The following is a 16,319-nucleotide window of genomic DNA, read 5'->3' on the forward strand; positions in this document are numbered from 1 at the left end:
GAATCGGTTTCTTGAGGAGCGGGCGGTGTTGACGCGCCAACCGCTGCGGGCGGACACCCCCCGGCCCGTCCCCTTGGCGCCGTGGGCGGGTGCGGGTCGCCGTCCAGCCGGATGGGGGCGGAGACCCCTCCCGGCCCGTCCCCTTGGCGCCGTGGGCGGGTGCGGGCTCGCCGTCCAGCCGGATGGGGGCGGAGACCCCTCCCGGCCCGTCCCCCTGGCGCCGTGGGCGGGTGCGGCGGGGGCCGGGGCGGAGCGGGGTGCGGGCCGCCCCGGCCGGTCGGTGCGCGCGTCAGCGCAGGCGGCCGGCGCCCGCGCCGTGGTCGACGATGGTGGGCACCGCCTTCGGGCGGTCGACCTTGGTGCGCAGGGTCGGCTGCCAGCCCGCGCCGGACGGGAGGGTCTCGCCGGGGATCTCCGCGTTGTGCACGGCGATCAGGTCGACGGGCTCGCCGTTGACGTGGTTGTCGGCGGCGGTGACCGGCGACTCGTTCCACCGCTTGAGGACCTTCGCCGCGCTGACACCGGAGGGCAGCGTGAACGCGTTGTGCTCGGCGACGAGTTGGGACTCCTTGCCGACGCCGTAGCTGTAGGCGTAGCCGGAGTCCGCGACGAAGTGGTTGTTGTACGAGTCGACCTGGCCGAAGCGGACCCGGGGGGCGCGCTCGACCAGCTTCGAGAACAGGTTGTGGTGGAAGGTGACCTTGAGGTGGCCCCGGTCGCCCACCGCCGTGGACTCGCTGTCGCTGTTGCCGATCAGGATGGTCTTGTCGTGCTCGGTGAAGACGTTCCAGGAGGCGGTGACGTAATCGGCGCCCCGGACGACGTCGAGTTCTCCGTCGTGCTGCTGGTAGAGCATCCCGAAGTAGGTGGGCGCCGCGCTGTCGGGGTGGGTGCCGTCGGTGAACGTGTTGTGGTCCAGCCACACGTGGGTGGCTCCGTAGACGACGGCGGTGTCGTACTCGGAGTTCCAGTTGCCGGTGTTGCCGTCCGTCGGGTCCCACTGCGGGAAGCAGTCGATCGGGCTCTCGAAGGTGAGGTTGCGGACGATGACGTTGTCCACGGCCTTGATCTGGAGGCTGGCGCCCTTGAAGCCGGCGTTCTTACCGATTCCGATGATCGTGGTGTTGGCCGGGACGGCGGCCTTGATGGTCGTGTCCTGGTTGGTGGCGGAGGCCCTGCGCAGCCCCTCGGGAGTGTCCGCGGGTTCGGCGCTCAGGTCGGTGTCCAGGCCCCAGGTCTCGGGCGAGTACTTCTCCAGGTAGGCGTCGAAGTCGTAGCCGGGCGCGGCGAGCGCGGCGCAGCCCTCCGACACCGCGTCGATGGTCCCCCGTACCTTGATGATCTTCGGGGCGCTGCCCCCGGCGGCCAGTGCGGCCTTGAACTCGGCCCAGGTCGTCACGGTGTGGACGTGATCGGCGTCTGCGGCGGCACCGCCGGTCGTCCCCGTCCCGTACGAGGCCCAGCCGTCGTTCGCGGCGAGCGTGGCCCGGGCCGGGTCGCGGGGCTGGGCCTGGGCGGCGGGACCGGTGGCCGTCAGGGCGAGGGCGGTGCAGCCGACCAGAGCGATCGTGGTGGCATGCCCATGCCATCTTTGTGTGTTCACTGTGCGGCTCTCTCTTCCGGATCGGGGTGGGTTACGCGGCGGCCTGCGGCCAGTTGATCCAGGACGCGGGGATCTCGTCGTGGAGCCGACGGACGTCCTGCGGGGTCAGCACCCGGGTACGCAGCAGTTCCCGGGCCACCAGCCGGGCCACGGCGATCGCGCCCGGCGGGTTGAAGTGTGTGTTGTCCTGCTCGGTCGCGGTCCAGTTGAAGTACGTCTTCGTCTCCTCGACCCCCAGCTTCTGCCACAGCGCGAGCGACAGGGCCTCGATGTCGAGCAGCGCGACCCGCTCCCGCTCGGCGAGCGCACGCATCGCCGCCGGATAGTCGCCGTGGGTCGGCACGGCGTTGCCGCTCGCGTCGAATCTCCTGCGTTCGACGGGCGTGGCGAGCACCGGCCGGGCACCACGGGCCCGGGCGCCGTCGACGTACTGGCGCAGATGATCCTGGTACGTGGTCCAGGGCTCCGTGTAACGAGTCGGGTCGTCCGCCTTCTCGTCGTTGTGCGCGAACTGGACGATCAGGAAGTCGCCGGGCCGGATCGCGCCGAGGACGACATCGAGCCGTCCCTCGTCGATGAAGCTCTTCGAACTCCGCCCGTTCACGGCGTGGTTGGCGACGGGCCGGTCCTGGCGCAGGAAGAACGGAAGCGCCATGCCCCACCCGGTCTCGGGTGCGGCGTCGGCGTACTTCTGCGCGGCGGTGGAGTCACCGGCTATGTAGAGCGTGCGAGGCCTCTTGGAGGAGGCGGAGGCCTGAGCGGCCCCCTGGGGCGCGAAGGCGAGAGGAACAGCGGCAAGAGCCGCGGAGGTGACCTGTCTGCGGGTGAGCGACACGACGATGTGCCTTTCTCGACAGCCTTGCTAGATAAGAGGGCCTTTCGAAATGGGGGTGGTGCCCCCGCGCCCCGAAGGGGCGCGGGGCTGTGCCGGGTACGAGGTCTCAGGCCTTCTGCTCATTCCATTCGGCCTGAGCCGTGTTCAGCTGCTCGGCCAGCGTGTCCAGGAAGTCCTTCGCGCTCATCTTGCCGAGGAGCACCTTCTGGAAGTTCGGCTCGTTGTCCGACTTGGAGATCGTGTTCCAGTCCGGCAGGTAGTACGGCAGTTGCACGATCTTCGTGGAACCGTCGGTCAGCGCGTCCGCGGCCAGTTTCGTCGGCTCGGCCTTGGCGATCCACGCGTCCTTGGCCGCGTCCAGGTTGGCGGGAACCTGCCCCGCCGACTCGTTGAACTTCGAGTTCTCCTCGTGCGAGGTGGCGAACTCGATGAACTTCCAGGCGGCTTCCTTGTTCTTGGAGTTCTTGAACAGTCCGAGCCCGTCCACGGGGTTGGACACCTGGACCCGCTTGCCGTCGGCCCCGGTCGGCTGGGGAATACCCCGGAACTTCCCGGCCCCGAGCGCCTTCACATGGTCCTGGTAGGAACCCAGGTTGTGGTTCAGCATCCCGATCGTGCCGGAGTCCCACTGCGCGACCATCTTGGTGAAGTCGTTGTTCAGGTCGGCGGCCGGAGTGACCTTCTTGAAGAGCTTCGCGTACTTCTCCAGGCCCGCGACGTTCTTCGGGTCGTTGACGGTGGTCTTCTCGCCGCTCGCGTCCCAGAACGAGGTGATGCCGGACTGCCCGTACATCGCGTCCAGTGCCTGGGCGATGGAACCGGCGCCGCCTCGGATGGTGTACCCGAACTCGTTCTTGCTCGCCTTCGTGAGCTTGTCCGCGGCCGCGTAGAAGTCGTCCCAGGTCGTCGGCGCCTCCAGCCCCGCGCTCTTGAACAGGTCGGTGCGGTAGTAGAGGACGCCGTTGTTGGCGGACGTGGGGATCGAGTAGAGCGTGTCGTCCCTGCCGCCGGCGGCCTTCAGCGACTTCACCATGTCCTCGTTGAGCTTGCCGTTCAGGGAGGACTTGGAGAGCCGGTCGTCCAGCGGGTCCAGCGCGTTCTGCGCGGAGATGGACGCGATCATCGCCGCGCCGACACCGCCGACGTCCGGCAGACCGCCGCCCTGGATGGCGGTGTCGACCTTCGACTGGTAGTCGGTGGAGGGGATCCCGACGTACTCGACGTCGATGCCCGGGTTCGCCTTCTCGAAGTCGGCGATGACCTCCTTCCAGATGTCGGTGCGGACACCGCCGTTGTTGTCCCAGAAGACGATCTTTCCCTTGCCGCTGCCCTCGGCTCCCTTGTCACCGCCCGAGCCGCTGCCGTCGTCACCGCAGGCGGTGGCGGTCAGCGCGAGGACGGAGCCCAGGGCGACGGCTGTGGCGACGCGCCTGCTTCTGCGGATGCTGCTCTTCATTGGTCGGCTCTCTTCTTTTTCTGGATCGAGCGGAGATATGAAGTTGTGGGGGGGTCTGCGGTCCCGACAACGGGACTCAATGGCGGGTGTACGGCGCCCAGTTGTCCGTGCCCTTGAGGTAGGCGGTGACGGTGTGTCCCCGCGCCTCTTCGTCGCTCAGCTGCGGCCGGTCCGCGGTGACCGTCGCGCCCGCCCCGCGGTTGCGGTACTCGGCGAACCGCGCGTCCTTCCACGAGAACCCGCTCATGTCGGTCCACGGGGCGGCCTTGACCGCGGCGGGCAGCTCGGTGTCCCGGATCAACACCTGGGCGACGGCGGCCGGTTCACCACCCGGGTGCCAGGGCCGTCCGAGGTGGAAGGTCGCCTCCGGCGCGTCGCTCACGACCTTCGACCGGGTGACGAGGAAGCCGTACGGGTTGCCCGTCCACGTCGAAGCGGCGGTGATGTAGCCGTTGTTGGTGGCCGAGCCACGGCTCAGCGCGCGGATGACGGAGCGCTCGATGACGGTGGTCGCGCGTCCGTAGACGAAGTCGACATCGCCCTCGATGTACGAGTCGCGGATGTAGACCCGGCTGATCACGTCCAGCTTGGGGCTGTCGGTCATCAGGGTGTCCTGGTTGCCCAGGAAGGCGGTGTCCTCGAAGACGATCCGGTCCCCGGTCGTCTTCATGGCGAGGGCCTGCTCGCCGTTCAGCTCGACCGCGGCCTCGTCGAAGTCGTTGCTGAAGGTGAGGTTGCGGGCGGTGACGTCGTTCGCGGCGATCCGTACGGTCGCGCTCCCCGTGGAGCCCCCGTACTCGGCGGGCGTGTCGTACACGAGGACGGTGTCCGAGCGATCGCGTCCGGTCCCCAGCAACACGATGTTCGGCTTGGTCGCCGGGATCAGGACCTTCGCCCGGTAGGTGCCCGGCGCGATCGCGATGGTCACCGGGACGGCGTTGGCGTCGGGGACGGCGTCCACGGCGGCCTGGACGGTCGGGTGGTCGGCCGGGACCCGAAGCGTGACACCGATCTGCTTCTGCGGCCCGGAGAAGCGCTTGACCAGCGCCGGAACAGCCGCGGCCGGGTCCAGTCGGTAGTCGTAGAAGTCACGGGGATCGAAGGCTGCACCCCACTCGTCGTGCCGGCCCGTCGTGTTCTTCAGGATCGACCCGCGCTGCACCAACTCCGCGGTGGCGTCGGCCTGGTAGGGGTGCTGGACGTCCCGGTAGTAGCTGTTCTCGATGACCATCCTGGTCCGGCCGCGCGACCAGTTCCCGTACGTCCACACCGGGTCACCCGGATCCACCTGTGCCGTCAGGTAGTTGTTGTAGAGGTGCGCGTAGGCGGCGTTGTCGACGGACGGGTTGCGCTGCTTGGTGTGCGCGAACCAGTTGTGGTCGATGGTGATCTGCGTCTTGACGTCGGTGGTCCAACCGAGGCCGAACGTCTTGTTGTTGTTCTCGAACCGGTTGTACGAGACGGTCACGTACTCGCTGTCCTTGCGGATGTCGAGTTGCCCGTCGCAGATGTTCGAGAAGCGGTTGTGGTCGACCCACACGTGGTGGACGGTGTCCATCTGGATGCCGTCGAAGTCGGTGTCCTTGCAGTCCCAGTTGCCCTCGATCGCCGAGTCACGGATCGTCAGATTGCGGATGATCACGTTGCTGGTGCCGGGATCGAGGTGCAGCTCGCCGTGGACGATCTCGCCGGTGTCGCCGACGCCCACGATCGTCTTGTTCGAGGCCACGACGACGTTCGCGCCGAAGGGCTCGACGGCCAGCGCCCCCGACACCCTGATGACGTACGGCTCCTCGGCCGCCGCGTACCGGGCCAGCGAGGCCGGTTCTGTGACGGTGACGACCTTGCCGCCCGCGCCGCCCGTTGTGCCGCCGGCCAGCGAGGCGAAGCCGTGCGGCCGGTCGTCGAAGCGGTCCACGGACGCCGGCGCCCGGTCCACGGACGCGGCCTTCGCCTCTCCGCCCGCGGCCTTCGCCTCCCCGATCGCCCCGAGGCTCAGCGCGGCCACGAGGCCGAGCACGGCGGCCATCACCTTGCCGTACCCAGGTCTCGGCAAGCGCTTGCTACGGAGGTGCGTCATTGCGGCTCCCAACAGGCGTACGGGGTGGGTTACAAGGGGGTGATCCGGAACTGCGTGAAGCTCGCCGCGCCGGCGTGTCCCGAGCCGGCGGGCGCGAGGGCGAAGAGGCCGAGCAGGGCACCGACCCAGCGCCAGGGGGTGGCGGCGAAGACGGGACCCGACGGCTCGAGTCCGTCACCGACGTCGTGGAAGAAGCGGCAGCGCGCCCCCGCGCCGATCTCGATCCGCAGTCGCGCGCGTCCCTCGGGGGCCGGCCGCGGGTGCTCGGCGTCGCGTTCCCTCTCGGCGACCGCCTCGGCGAACCGGTGCACCAGGTGCACGCTCCCGTCGGTCCCCCGCTGGAGTCCGATCCAGCCGAAGGCGTCCCCGAGGACCGCGAGCCCTGCCCGCGCCCCCGGCTCCTCGCCGTGCAGCGTCAGCTCCACCTCGACCACGGACGGCACGCCCGGCAGCCGCTGGGTGAGGACGTTCGGCAGTTTCCGCAGGTCATGCGTGTCGACCGAGCGGACGCAGGCCAGCCGTAACCCGTCCCCGGAGTGCTGGGTGGCCCAGCCGTCCCGAGGGTTGGCGCTCCACTGCCACTGGCGGCCGAACCGTCCGCCGGGGAAGTCGTCGTCGGTGACGGGTGCGGTGGGCGGCTGCGGCGGCAGGTCGGGCCGCCGGTGTACGGCGACGGGGGCGCCCTCGGCACCGAGCACCGGCCAGCCGTCGGTGCCCCAGCTCATCGGCTGGAGGTGGACGACCCGGCCGTAGGCGCCGCGCTGCTGGAAGTGCAGGAACCAGTCCTCGCCGGACGGGGTACGCACCCAGCCGCCCTGGTGCGGCCCGTTGACGTCGGTGTCCTTCTGCTCCAGGACGACCTTCTCCTCGTACGGCCCGAAGAAGCCGCGCGAGCGGAAGGCGCCCTGCCAGCCGGTCTCCACGCTCCCGGCGGGGGCGAAGATCCAGAACCAGCCGTCGTGCCGGTAGAGCTTGGGGCCTTCGAGGGTGAACCAGCCGGGGATCCGGTCGCCGTCGACGATCACCTTGCCGTCGTCGAGAAGTGACGTGCCGTCAGGGTGCATGCGGTGGCCGGTGAGCCGGTTCTTGATGCCGGAGCGGGACTTGGCCCAGGCGTGCACCAGATAGGCCTCGCCGGTCTCTTCGTCCCACAGAGGGCAGGCGTCGATCAGGCCCTTGCCCGCCTTGAGGAGGTGCGGGCGGGTCCAAGGGCCGCGTATCTCGGGGGCGTTGACCTGGAAGACGCCCTGGTCGGGGTCGCCCCAGAAGATCCAGAAGCGGTCGTCGTGGTACCGGAGTGACGGTGCCCAGACCCCGCAGTCGGGCCGCGGGGTCCTGAACTCGCCCGCCGGCTCCAGGCGTTCGAGGGCGTGGCCGACCAGGGTCCAGTTCACCAGGTCGCGGGAGTGCAGCAGGGGCAGGCCGGGGGCGCGGCCGAAGCTGGACGCGGTGAGGTAGAAGTCGTCGCCGACACGGACCACGTCCGGATCGGACCAGTCGGCGTTCAGGACCGGATTCGTGTACGTTCCGGCGGTCACAGGCTCACCGCCTTGCGTATGAGGGTGGCGGCCGCGTCCCGGTCGAGGCGGCCGTCGGCCACCACCGTGACGATCCGCCGTACGACGGTGTCGCCGGGCTCGATCGGCAGCCGCTCGTCGGACGCCAGGGACGAGCCGACGCCCGGGTACTCGGCGGTGCGCACGAACCACGGGTCGCGGCGGGTCCGTTCGGTGGCACCGGCGAAGACCAGGGTCCAGGCGGAGCCGGCCAGGGCGAGCCAGTCGGCTCGGGTGCCGTGGATCTCGGCCTCGCCCTCGGCGCCCGCGGTGAACACCCTCGGTGCCTCGCTCTCCTTGCGGGCCCGCCAGAAGTAGCCGCCGTAGGCCGCGCCGGGGCGCCCGTTCGTCGCCGGGGAGCCGATCGACAGCGGGCCCGGGGTGACGTTGGTGAGCGAGAAGGTGAAGTCCAACGCCCAGGCGGAGTCGGTGAGTTCGGTGGCGGAGACGGTACGGCGCTCGCGCAGCAGCTCGGCTCCCGGGGCGACCCAGCGCAGCTCCTGAACGAAGCCGTCGGGATCGCGCAGCTGGAACGTGGTGTGGCGCTGGGCTCCGTGGTTGTCGAGCTCGGTCGGGCCCTGGTCGCGGACGTAGGTGCGTCCGCCCCAGAAGTTGGTCCCCTCGACGTCGGGAACGGCGACACCGACGCCGAGGTGGTGTGTGTGGTCGGCAGGGCTGAGTTCGGTGACCGCCGTGCCGGCCAGGGTGGTGACGGGGTGCAGATACGGGCGCGGGGAGAGCCGGGCGGGCAGTTCGGGCCGGGTGACGTACCGGCCGACCGGCCGGCCCGCGACCCGCAGCACCGGCGTGTCGTTGGTCGTCATCAGGTGCTCACCTCTTTCGGTAGGGCCCAGGTGGCGCCGAGTTCGGAGAAGAGGGCGAGGTTGTCCGCGGAGGCCGCGACGAGTCCGTCGATGCCGGGGACGACCCTGCGGTCCTCTCCTGGGAGCAGATGCCAGGCGGTCTCGGGCAGCGGGGCCGGGTCGGGGGCCCGGCGGATCGCCTCGACGACCTTCATGAAGGCACCCGTCGCGTCCGGCGGCACCAGCAGGTCGACACCGTCGGTGAGGTGCTCGACGAGGTTCTCCAGCAGGTCGGTGCGGCCGTACTCGTACTCCTCGGGGCCGTGGTCGGCGCGCTGGAGCAGCACGCGGTCCTGCTTGTACCAGAACGTGATCCGGCCGCTGTCGCCGTGCACGACGACGTAGGGATCGTCGGGGTCCTCGGCGCACAGGGTCGCGGCGACGGTGACCGGAAGGCCGCGCGTGGTGGTGACGCGGACGCAGGAGGTGTCGTCGGACTCGATGTCGTTGGCGCGCAGCAGCTCGGTCTCGATCCCGGCGACGTCCTCCGCGTGCGGGGCTCCGGCCAGCGCGAGGCCGGTCGCGACGGCGTGCGCGAGCGGGTTGGTCAGCGCCCCGTCGATCACGTCGACGCCGTTCAGCCGCCGCTTGCCCGCCCAGGGAGCGCGCCGGAAGTACGACTGGGGGCGCGCCCAGGCGCCGGCCCCGCCGACTCCGGCCACCTCGCCGATCGCGCCCTCGGCGATCAGCTCCCGGATCGCGGGCACGGCGTGCGAGCCCAGCGACTGGAAGCCGATCTGGCAGACCACGCCGGCCTCGGCGACGCCGTCCGCCATCCGTCGGAACTCGGCGTAGGAGGGGGCGGGCGGCTTCTCCAGCAGGAGGTGCACACCCCTGCGCGCGGCCGTCAGCGCCAGGTCGGTGTGGGTCGGGATCGGTGTGCAGATCACCGCGATCCGGGCGCCGGTCGAGTCGAGGAGGGCGCCGAAGTCCGCGGACTGCTCGGGCGTGCCGAGGCCCTCGGGGAGCTCGTCGGCGGTCAGCGGGTTCAGCTCGCAGACGCCGGCGAGCCGGACGATCCCCTTGTCCTGGAGCCCGCGGATGTTGTCCAGGTGCCAGCGGCCGTGGCCACGCGCGCCCGCCAGGACGATGTCTGTGCTCATGGGGTCCTCCCCGCGCCCGCGCCGCGTGCCACCTCTCGGTCGGCCGTGTCGGCGCTGTCGATCTTTGTGTGCAGGGTAGGTGTCCAGCCGACGTCCGGCGTGAGGTCACGCTCGCTGCCCGAGTTGTAGGCGTTGTAGATGGCGAGCAGATCCACCGGATAGCCGTTGAAAACGGTGCCCGTCTGGTGCAGGGCGGTGCCGTTCCAGCTCTTGACCAGGTCGGCGACCTCGATGTGGCCGGGGGTGTGGAAGGCGTTGTTCTCCGCGTAGATCCGGGACTCGGTCGACACGCCGAGCGAGTAGCGGTAGTCGACCGCGTCCGCGGGGGCCACGTACCGGTTGTCGTAGAGGTGCACCTGCCCGAAGCGGACCCTGGGCGCCCGCTGGACCACCGACTCGAACTCGTTGTGGTGCAGTGTGACCCGGAGCCTGCCGCGGTCGCCGGTCACCGTGTCGCCGTTGCCGATGAGGATCGCCTTGTCGTGGTCGGCGAACCGGCTCCAGGAGACGGTGACCAGGTCGGAGCCGCCCGTGATGTCCAGCAGGCCGTCGTGGCGCAGGTAGTTGCGGGCGAAGTAGGTGGGTTCCCGGTCGTCGGGGTGGCCCTTGTCGGAGGCCGTGACGTGGTCGACCCAGACGTGGGTGGCGCCGTTCAGCCACAGGTTGTCGTACGCCGTCTTCCAGTCGCCGAGGCCGCCGGTGTTGGGCTGCCAGACGGGGAAGCAGTCGTAGGCGTCGCGCAGTTCGAGGTTGCGGACGATGACGTTGTCCGCGTTCCTGACCTGGAGACTGGCGCCCTTGAGGACCGCGCCTTCGAGCCCGACGATCGTGGTGTGGGAGCCGACCGGCAGGACGATCCGCTCGGCCTGCCGCGCCGCCGACGCCTGGCGGGCCTCCTCCTGCGGGCCGCTGGGCCTGGCCGACCCCCAGGTGCGCGGGTCGTAGGCGGCCAGGTACTTCTTGGTGCGGTAGCCGTCGGTGGCGTAGTCGGCGCAGTCCAGGTGGTCGCCGTCGTCGTCGGTGTTGGCGTCGATGGTCCCGGCGATCCTGATGATCTTCGGGGTGTCGCTGCCGCCGTCGAGGGCGCGGACCAGGCCGGCCCGGTCGGTGACCGTGTACACATGGGCGTCGTCGGCGGCCGAGCCGCCCGTGGTGCCGCCCTCGGCCCAGGCCCAGCCGTCGTTCTCGGCGAGGACGTCGCGGCTGATGTCGCGGGCCTCGGCCTGCGCCGGGACGCACAGCAGCCCCAACAGCGCGCCCGCGACGGCCATCTGACGGAGTCTCATCCCTTCACCGCCCCCGCGCTGAACCCGGTGATCAGCCACTTCTGGATGAAGGCGAACACGATCACCACGGGTACGGCCGCGATGATGCCGCCCGCGGCGAGCGCGCCGAGGTCGACGCTGTCCGCGCTCATCAGGGTGTTGAGGCCGACCGGGATGGTCTGCTTGCTCTGGTTGTTCAGGAACATCAGGGCGAACAGGAAGTGGTTCCAGGAGTGCACGAAGGCGAAGGAGCCGACGGCGATCAGACCGGGCCGCAGCAACGGCAGGACGACGATCCTGAAGGCGGTCAACCGGTTGCAGCCGTCGACCCAGGCCGCCTCCTCCAGCGAGTACGGCACATTCTTGATGAAGTTGCTGATCAGGATCATCGACAGCGGCAGCTGGAAGACCGTCTCCGCGATGATGACGCTGCCCAGCGAGTTGATCATGTTCAGCTCGGCGAAGATCTCGAACAGCGGGACCAGCAGCAGCGCGCCCGGCACGAACTGGGAGCACAGCAAGGCCAGCATGAACGCCTTCTTGACCCGGAAGTCGAAGCGGGCGAGGGCGTAGCCGCCGGCCAGCGCGACGAGGGTGGTCATCAGCAGGGTCGCGACACCGACGAGCAGGCTGTTCTGGAAGTAGGTGCCGAAGCTGCGGTCCGTCCACACCTTCTCGAAGTGGTCGAAGGTCATCGGCCAGGGCACGAGCGAGGTCGAGCCGGCCGGGCGCAGCGCGAAGAGCAGGATCCAGTAGAACGGGATCAGGGTGAAGACGAGGTAGATCGACAGCGGCAGGTAGATCTGCCAGCGCGGAACCTCGTCCCAGTTGCGGCCGGCCTTGAGGGGGCGCGGGGGGTCGGCGATCACGTGCGCGGGAGCGGGCGCCGCCTTGGTGGCCTCCTTGGTGATCACTTGTCCGTACCTCCGAACTTGCTCAGCCGCAGATAGACCATCGAGCAGAAGAGCAGGATCACGAACGCGACCGCGGTCAGGGCGGACGCGTAGCCGAAGTTGTGGGCGTCGACGCTGGTGTTGGCGATGTAGAGCGGGAGGGTCGTGGTCTCGCCCGCGGGTCCGCCGCCGGTCAGGGTGTAGAGCAGGTCGACGTTGTTGAACTCCCAGACCGCGCGCAGCAGCGTGGACAGGATGATGGCGTCCTTCAGATGGGGCAGCGTGATGTGCCAGAACTGCTTGACGCGGCTCGCCCCGTCGACCTCGGCGGCCTCGTAGAGGTCCTTGGAGACGGACTGGAGGTCGGCGAGGATGAGGATCGCGAAGAACGGCACTCCGCGCCACAGGTCGGCGACGACCGCCGCCGGGAACACCGTCGAGGTGTCCGACAGCCAGCTGGTCCCGTAGCCGCCGATGCCCATGTCCGCGAGGTAACGGGTGATGCCCGTCTGGGAGTTGTAGAGCAGCACCCAGATCGCGGAGGTCAGCACACCGGAGACGGCCCACGGCGAGAAGACCATCGCGCGGCCGAGGCCCCGCCCCACGAAGGTCTGGTTGACGATCAGCGCCAGCGCCAGACCGAACAGCAGCTGGAGTCCGACCTCGACGACGACCCACTTGGCGCTGAAGGTCAGCGTGTCCCAGAACACCGGGTCGTCGGTGAAGGCGTGGACGAAGTTGTCGAAGCCCGCGTAGCCGTTCCGCCACGGTTTGGTGGGGTTGTAGTTCCGCAGGCTGTAGTAGAAGACGCTGATCACCGGGTAGGCGATGAAGCCCAGCATGAGCAGGGCCGCCGGGGCGATCAGCAGGTACGGCAGCCTGCGCGGCGTGGCGGAGGCCCGGCGCCGCCGGGGTGGCGCGGGCGGTTTCGCCACGGCTGCGGCTTGGGCCATGACAGTTCTCCGTTCTCGTGCGTCTGGCGCACCTTGTGCGTTTCGTGCGGGCAAGCGCTTGCTGTGCGGCGTGCGCGAGGCCGGCCGTCGTGGTGGGGGCGGCCGTGAGGTGGTGCGGTGGCGGCTCTGTGGTGCCGTGACGCTGCGCCGGCATGGGGTGCCGTGGTGGCGGCGGCTCGGTGGTGCCGTTGTGGCTCTTGGTGCCTGTGCAGTGGCGTTGGTGCCGTCGTTCCGGCTGTGCCGTGGTGCGGTCGGTGCCGTGGTGCGGTCGGTGCCGTGGTGCGGTCGTTCAGCCCGCGTACGGGTCCTGCACCTTGCCCGGACGGGCCAGGAACTCGAAGTCGCAGCCGGTGTCGGCCTGCGTGATCTGCTCGTTGTAGAGCGCGCCGTAGCCGCGCTCGTACCGGACGGGCGGCGGCGTCCACTTGGCCCGGCGGCGTGCCAACTCCTCGTCGTCCACGTGGAGATGGAGGGCGCGCGCCTCGACGTCCAGGGTGATCGGGTCGCCGGTGCGTACCAGCGCCAGCGGTCCGCCGATGTACGACTCGGGGGCCACGTGCAGCACACAGGCGCCGTAACTCGTGCCGCTCATACGGGCGTCGGAGATGCGGACCATGTCCCGCACGCCCTGCTTGAGCAGGTGGTCCGGGATCGGCAGCATCCCGTACTCGGGCATCCCGGGACCGCCCTTGGGTCCGGCGTTGCGCAGCACCAGCACGCTGTCCGCGGTGATGCCCAACTCCGGGTCGTTGATGGTGCGTTGCATGGTCCGGTAGTCGTCGAAGACGACCGCGGGCCCGGTGTGCGCGAGCAGGTGCGGCTCCGCGGAGATGTGCTTGATGACGGCGCCGTCCGGGCAGAGGTTGCCGCGCAGCACGGCGACCCCGCCCTCGCCGGCGACCGGGTTGTCCCGGGGTCGGATGACCTCGTCGTTGTGCACCTGCGCGCCGGCGATCTGCTCGCGCATCGTGTCGTACGAGACGGTCGGCCGCTCCAGATGGAGCAGGTCCGGGATCCGGGACAGGAACCCGGGCAGCCCGCCGGCGAAGTGGAAGTCCTCCATGAGATACGTCTGTCCGCCGGGCCGTACGTTGGCCAGCACCGGCACCGTGCGGGCGATGCGGTCGAAGTCGTCGAGGGTGAGCTTCACCCCGGCCCGGCCCGCCATGGCGATCAGGTGGATCACGGCGTTGGTGGAGCCGCCGAGGCCGAGGACGGTCGTCACCGCGTCCTCGAAGGCGTCACGGGTGAGGATGTCGGAGAGCCTGCGGTCCTGGTGGACCAGGTCGACGATCCTGAGGCCCGCGGCGGCGGCCATCCGGTCGTGCCCGGAGTCGACGGCCGGGATGCTGGAGGCCCCCGGGACCGTGACGCCGAGGGCTTCCGCGGCGGCCGTCAGCGTGGACGCCGTACCCATCGTCATGCAGTGGCCGGGCGAGCGCGCGAGGCCGCTCTCCAGTTCGGTCATCTCGCAGTCGCCGATGAGGCCGGCCCGCTTGTCGTCCCAGTACTTCCACATGTCGGTGCCGGAGCCGAGGACCTCGTTGCGCCAGTGCCCCGGCAGCATGGGCCCGGCGGGCACGAAGACGGCGGGCAGGTCGGCCGTCGCGGCGCCCATCAGCAGGGCCGGCGTGGACTTGTCGCAGCCGCCCATCAGCACGGCGCCGTCGACCGGGTAGGACCGCAGCAGCTCCTCGGTCTCCATCGCGAGCAGGTTGCGGTAGAGCATCGGGGTCGGCTTCTGGAAGGTCTCGGAGAGGGTGGAGACCGGGAACTCCAGCGGGAATCCGCCCGCCTGCCACACGCCCCGCTTCACGGCCTGCGCACGGTCACGCAGGTGGACGTGGCAGGGGTTGATGTCGGACCAGGTGTTGAGGATCGCGATGACCGGCTTGCCCAGGTGCTCCTCGGGGAGATAGCCGAGCTGGCGGGTACGGGCGCGGTGGCTGAAGGAACGCAGGCCGTCGGTGCCGTACCACTGGTGGCTTCTCAGTTCCTCGGGGCTCTTCTTGTGCCGCGGCTGGTTCATATGGACCACCCGGAGGCGATGGCGGCGACCTCGGCACGTTCGTCCTCGGGCAGCTGCCGGCTCGGCGGGCGGACGTCGCGGCGGCACAGGCCCAGGGAGGCGAGGGCCTCCTTGACGACGGTGACGTTGTTGGCGGAGCCGTTGGCCGCGCGGAGTTCCTCGAAGCGGCGGATCTGCTCCCAGACCTTCATGGCGGCCGGGTAGTCGCCGGATCGAAGCGCTTCGATCATGTTCAGCGAAACGGACGGGGCGACGTTCACCAGACCCGAGGTGAAGCCGGTGGCGCCCGCGGAGAAGTACGAGGGGGCGTAGGGCTCGGCGAGACCGGCGACCCACACGAAGCGGTCGAGGCCGGCGTCCCGGGCGAACGCCGCGAACCTGGCCGCGTCCGGGACGGCGTACTTCACACCGATCACGTTGGGGCAGGCGTCGGCGAGTTCGGCGAGACGGGCACCGAGCAGTTGGGTGTTGCGGATGTACGGGACGACGCCCAGCTCGGGCACGGCCTCGGCGATCGCGCGGTGGTAGTCGACCCAGCCGCTCTGCGAGACGTACGGGTGGACCGGCTGGTGGACCATGACCATCTGGGCGCCGAGCTCCCGGGCGTGCCGGGCGGAGGCGATGGCGGTCGGCACGTCGTGCCCGACCCCGACCAGGATCACGGCACGGTCGCCGGCCTCGTCGATGGTCCACTCGGTGACGAGCTGCCGCTCCTGCGGGGTGAGGGTGTAGAACTCCCCGGTGTTGCCGTTGGGGGTGAGGGTCCTGACCCCCGCGTCGAGCATCCGGCGCAGCAGGGCCCGGTGGGTGTCCTGGTCGAGGCTGCCGTCCTCGGCGAACGGGGTCACCGGGATCGCCACCACGTCGGCCAGAGCCGTCCGCCGGGTCTCGAACGACGTTGTCATGCCTGACCGCCCTCTTTCTGGACCTCGGGCTCGGATTCCGCTTGCGGAAAGGCCCGTTGCACGAACGACCCGATGTGCGCGTGCAGCGCGCGGGCCGCGCCGTCGGCGTCACCGGCGAGCGCGAGCCGCAGGATCTCCCGGTGCTCGCCGGCCTCCCGTTCCCAGGACGGCGAGGCCGCCCAGGCCACGGCGGAGACCAGGGCCGCCTGGTCGCGGACCTCGTCGAGCATCCGGCCCAGCAGCGGGTTGCCGCACGGCAGGTACAGGGCGCGGTGGAACTCCCGGTTGGCGAGGGAGCGTTCGGCGGTGTCCGTGGCCTCGTCGGCCCGGGTCAGCGCGTCGCGGGCGGCGGCGAGTGAGGCCCCACGCCGCACCGACCGCTTCAGCGCCTCGGGTTCCAGGAGGAGCCGTACGTCGTAGACCTCGCGAGCCATGTCCGCGTCCACCATGCGCACCGTGACGCCCTTGTACTGGCTCATCACCACGAGCCCGGTGCCGGCCAGCGTCTTGAGCGCCTCACGCACCGGGGTCTTGGACACCCCGAACTGCGCGGCGATCTCGGTCTCGACGAGGGCCTGACCGGGCGTCAACTGCCCGGTGAGGATGCGGTGTTTGATCCCTTCCAGCACGTACTGCGTGCGGGAGGGGATCGGCGTGGGCACAGAGGTCATGCGCGCCTCTCGGATATCGCGTATCGGATCTCACGTATCGCGTCTCATATATGACGTACGAAGTACGACGGGTTGAAGGTAGGGAGGGGCGCGTGTTTCGTCAATGC

At 70.0% G+C, this 16,319-nt stretch carries 13 protein-coding genes; all 13 read right to left on the reverse strand.

Annotation, left to right across the window (positions count from 1 at the left end; genetic code table 11):
• Positions 1 to 289 precede the first annotated feature (289 nt).
• Positions 290 to 1,603 carry a polysaccharide lyase family 1 protein gene (locus tag AB0H86_RS40565; protein WP_362450639.1) on the reverse strand — a complete coding sequence of 438 codons (1,314 nt, stop codon included), beginning with the start codon at positions 1,601 to 1,603 and terminating at the stop codon, positions 290 to 292.
• Between the two features lie 31 nt (positions 1,604 to 1,634).
• Complete coding sequence (locus AB0H86_RS40570; protein ID WP_362450641.1) at positions 1,635 to 2,438, reverse strand: rhamnogalacturonan acetylesterase; 804 nt, start codon at positions 2,436 to 2,438, stop codon at positions 1,635 to 1,637.
• A 106-nt stretch (positions 2,439 to 2,544) separates the two neighbouring features.
• Positions 2,545 to 3,894, reverse strand: coding sequence for a sugar ABC transporter substrate-binding protein (locus AB0H86_RS40575; protein WP_362450643.1), 1,350 nt, complete (start codon positions 3,892 to 3,894; stop codon positions 2,545 to 2,547).
• Positions 3,895 to 3,970: 76 nt separating this feature from the next.
• Complete coding sequence (locus AB0H86_RS40580; protein WP_362450645.1) at positions 3,971 to 5,974, reverse strand: pectinesterase family protein; 2,004 nt, start codon at positions 5,972 to 5,974, stop codon at positions 3,971 to 3,973.
• 29 nt (positions 5,975 to 6,003) lie between these two features.
• On the reverse strand, positions 6,004 to 7,512 hold the full coding sequence (locus AB0H86_RS40585) for a family 43 glycosylhydrolase (RefSeq protein WP_362450647.1): 1,509 nt from the start codon (positions 7,510 to 7,512) through the stop codon (positions 6,004 to 6,006).
• Entirely contained in the window at positions 7,509 to 8,354 is an 846-nt protein-coding gene (locus tag AB0H86_RS40590) for a PmoA family protein (protein WP_362450650.1), read from the reverse strand. Before AB0H86_RS40590 ends, AB0H86_RS40585 begins: the two co-directional genes overlap by 4 nt.
• Complete coding sequence (locus tag AB0H86_RS40595; RefSeq protein ID WP_362450652.1) at positions 8,354 to 9,496, reverse strand: Gfo/Idh/MocA family oxidoreductase; 1,143 nt, start codon at positions 9,494 to 9,496, stop codon at positions 8,354 to 8,356. Before AB0H86_RS40595 ends, AB0H86_RS40590 begins: the two co-directional genes overlap by 1 nt.
• On the reverse strand, positions 9,493 to 10,782 hold the full coding sequence (locus AB0H86_RS40600) for a pectate lyase (RefSeq protein ID WP_362450654.1): 1,290 nt from the start codon (positions 10,780 to 10,782) through the stop codon (positions 9,493 to 9,495). The genes AB0H86_RS40595 and AB0H86_RS40600 overlap by 4 nt, the downstream gene beginning before the upstream one ends.
• Positions 10,779 to 11,675, reverse strand: a complete 897-nt coding sequence (locus tag AB0H86_RS40605) for a carbohydrate ABC transporter permease (protein WP_362450657.1) — start codon at positions 11,673 to 11,675, stop codon at positions 10,779 to 10,781. Before AB0H86_RS40605 ends, AB0H86_RS40600 begins: the two co-directional genes overlap by 4 nt.
• Entirely contained in the window at positions 11,672 to 12,607 is a 936-nt protein-coding gene (locus AB0H86_RS40610; protein ID WP_362450660.1) for a sugar ABC transporter permease, read from the reverse strand. Before AB0H86_RS40610 ends, AB0H86_RS40605 begins: the two co-directional genes overlap by 4 nt.
• 289 nt (positions 12,608 to 12,896) lie before the next feature.
• On the reverse strand, positions 12,897 to 14,636 hold the full coding sequence (araD, locus tag AB0H86_RS40615; RefSeq protein ID WP_362450662.1) for an L-arabinonate dehydratase: 1,740 nt from the start codon (positions 14,634 to 14,636) through the stop codon (positions 12,897 to 12,899).
• Positions 14,633 to 15,541 (reverse strand): dihydrodipicolinate synthase family protein, encoded by a 909-nt coding sequence (locus AB0H86_RS40620; protein ID WP_362450665.1) that lies wholly within the window; start codon positions 15,539 to 15,541, stop codon positions 14,633 to 14,635. The genes araD and AB0H86_RS40620 overlap by 4 nt, the downstream gene beginning before the upstream one ends.
• Entirely contained in the window at positions 15,538 to 16,212 is a 675-nt protein-coding gene (locus AB0H86_RS40625; protein WP_362450667.1) for a GntR family transcriptional regulator, read from the reverse strand. Before AB0H86_RS40625 ends, AB0H86_RS40620 begins: the two co-directional genes overlap by 4 nt.
• Positions 16,213 to 16,319 lie beyond the last annotated feature (107 nt).

It is taken from the genome of Streptomyces sp. NPDC050997, from assembly GCF_040660135.1.
In the GTDB taxonomy this organism is placed as follows: domain Bacteria; phylum Actinomycetota; class Actinomycetes; order Streptomycetales; family Streptomycetaceae; genus Streptomyces.

Coding starts and splice junctions, on each gene's coding strand:
- AB0H86_RS40575 (WP_362450643.1), bottom strand. CDS start 3,894: ATGAAGAGCAGCATCCGCAGAAGCAGGCGCGTCGCCACAGCCGTCGCC.
- AB0H86_RS40580 (WP_362450645.1), bottom strand. CDS start 5,974: ATGACGCACCTCCGTAGCAAGCGCTTGCCGAGACCTGGGTACGGCAAG.
- AB0H86_RS40590 (WP_362450650.1), bottom strand. CDS start 8,354: ATGACGACCAACGACACGCCGGTGCTGCGGGTCGCGGGCCGGCCGGTC.
- AB0H86_RS40595 (WP_362450652.1), bottom strand. CDS start 9,496: ATGAGCACAGACATCGTCCTGGCGGGCGCGCGTGGCCACGGCCGCTGG.
- AB0H86_RS40600 (WP_362450654.1), bottom strand. CDS start 10,782: ATGAGACTCCGTCAGATGGCCGTCGCGGGCGCGCTGTTGGGGCTGCTG.
- AB0H86_RS40610 (WP_362450660.1), bottom strand. CDS start 12,607: ATGGCCCAAGCCGCAGCCGTGGCGAAACCGCCCGCGCCACCCCGGCGG.
- araD (WP_362450662.1), bottom strand. CDS start 14,636: ATGAACCAGCCGCGGCACAAGAAGAGCCCCGAGGAACTGAGAAGCCAC.
- AB0H86_RS40620 (WP_362450665.1), bottom strand. CDS start 15,541: ATGACAACGTCGTTCGAGACCCGGCGGACGGCTCTGGCCGACGTGGTG.
- AB0H86_RS40625 (WP_362450667.1), bottom strand. CDS start 16,212: ATGACCTCTGTGCCCACGCCGATCCCCTCCCGCACGCAGTACGTGCTG.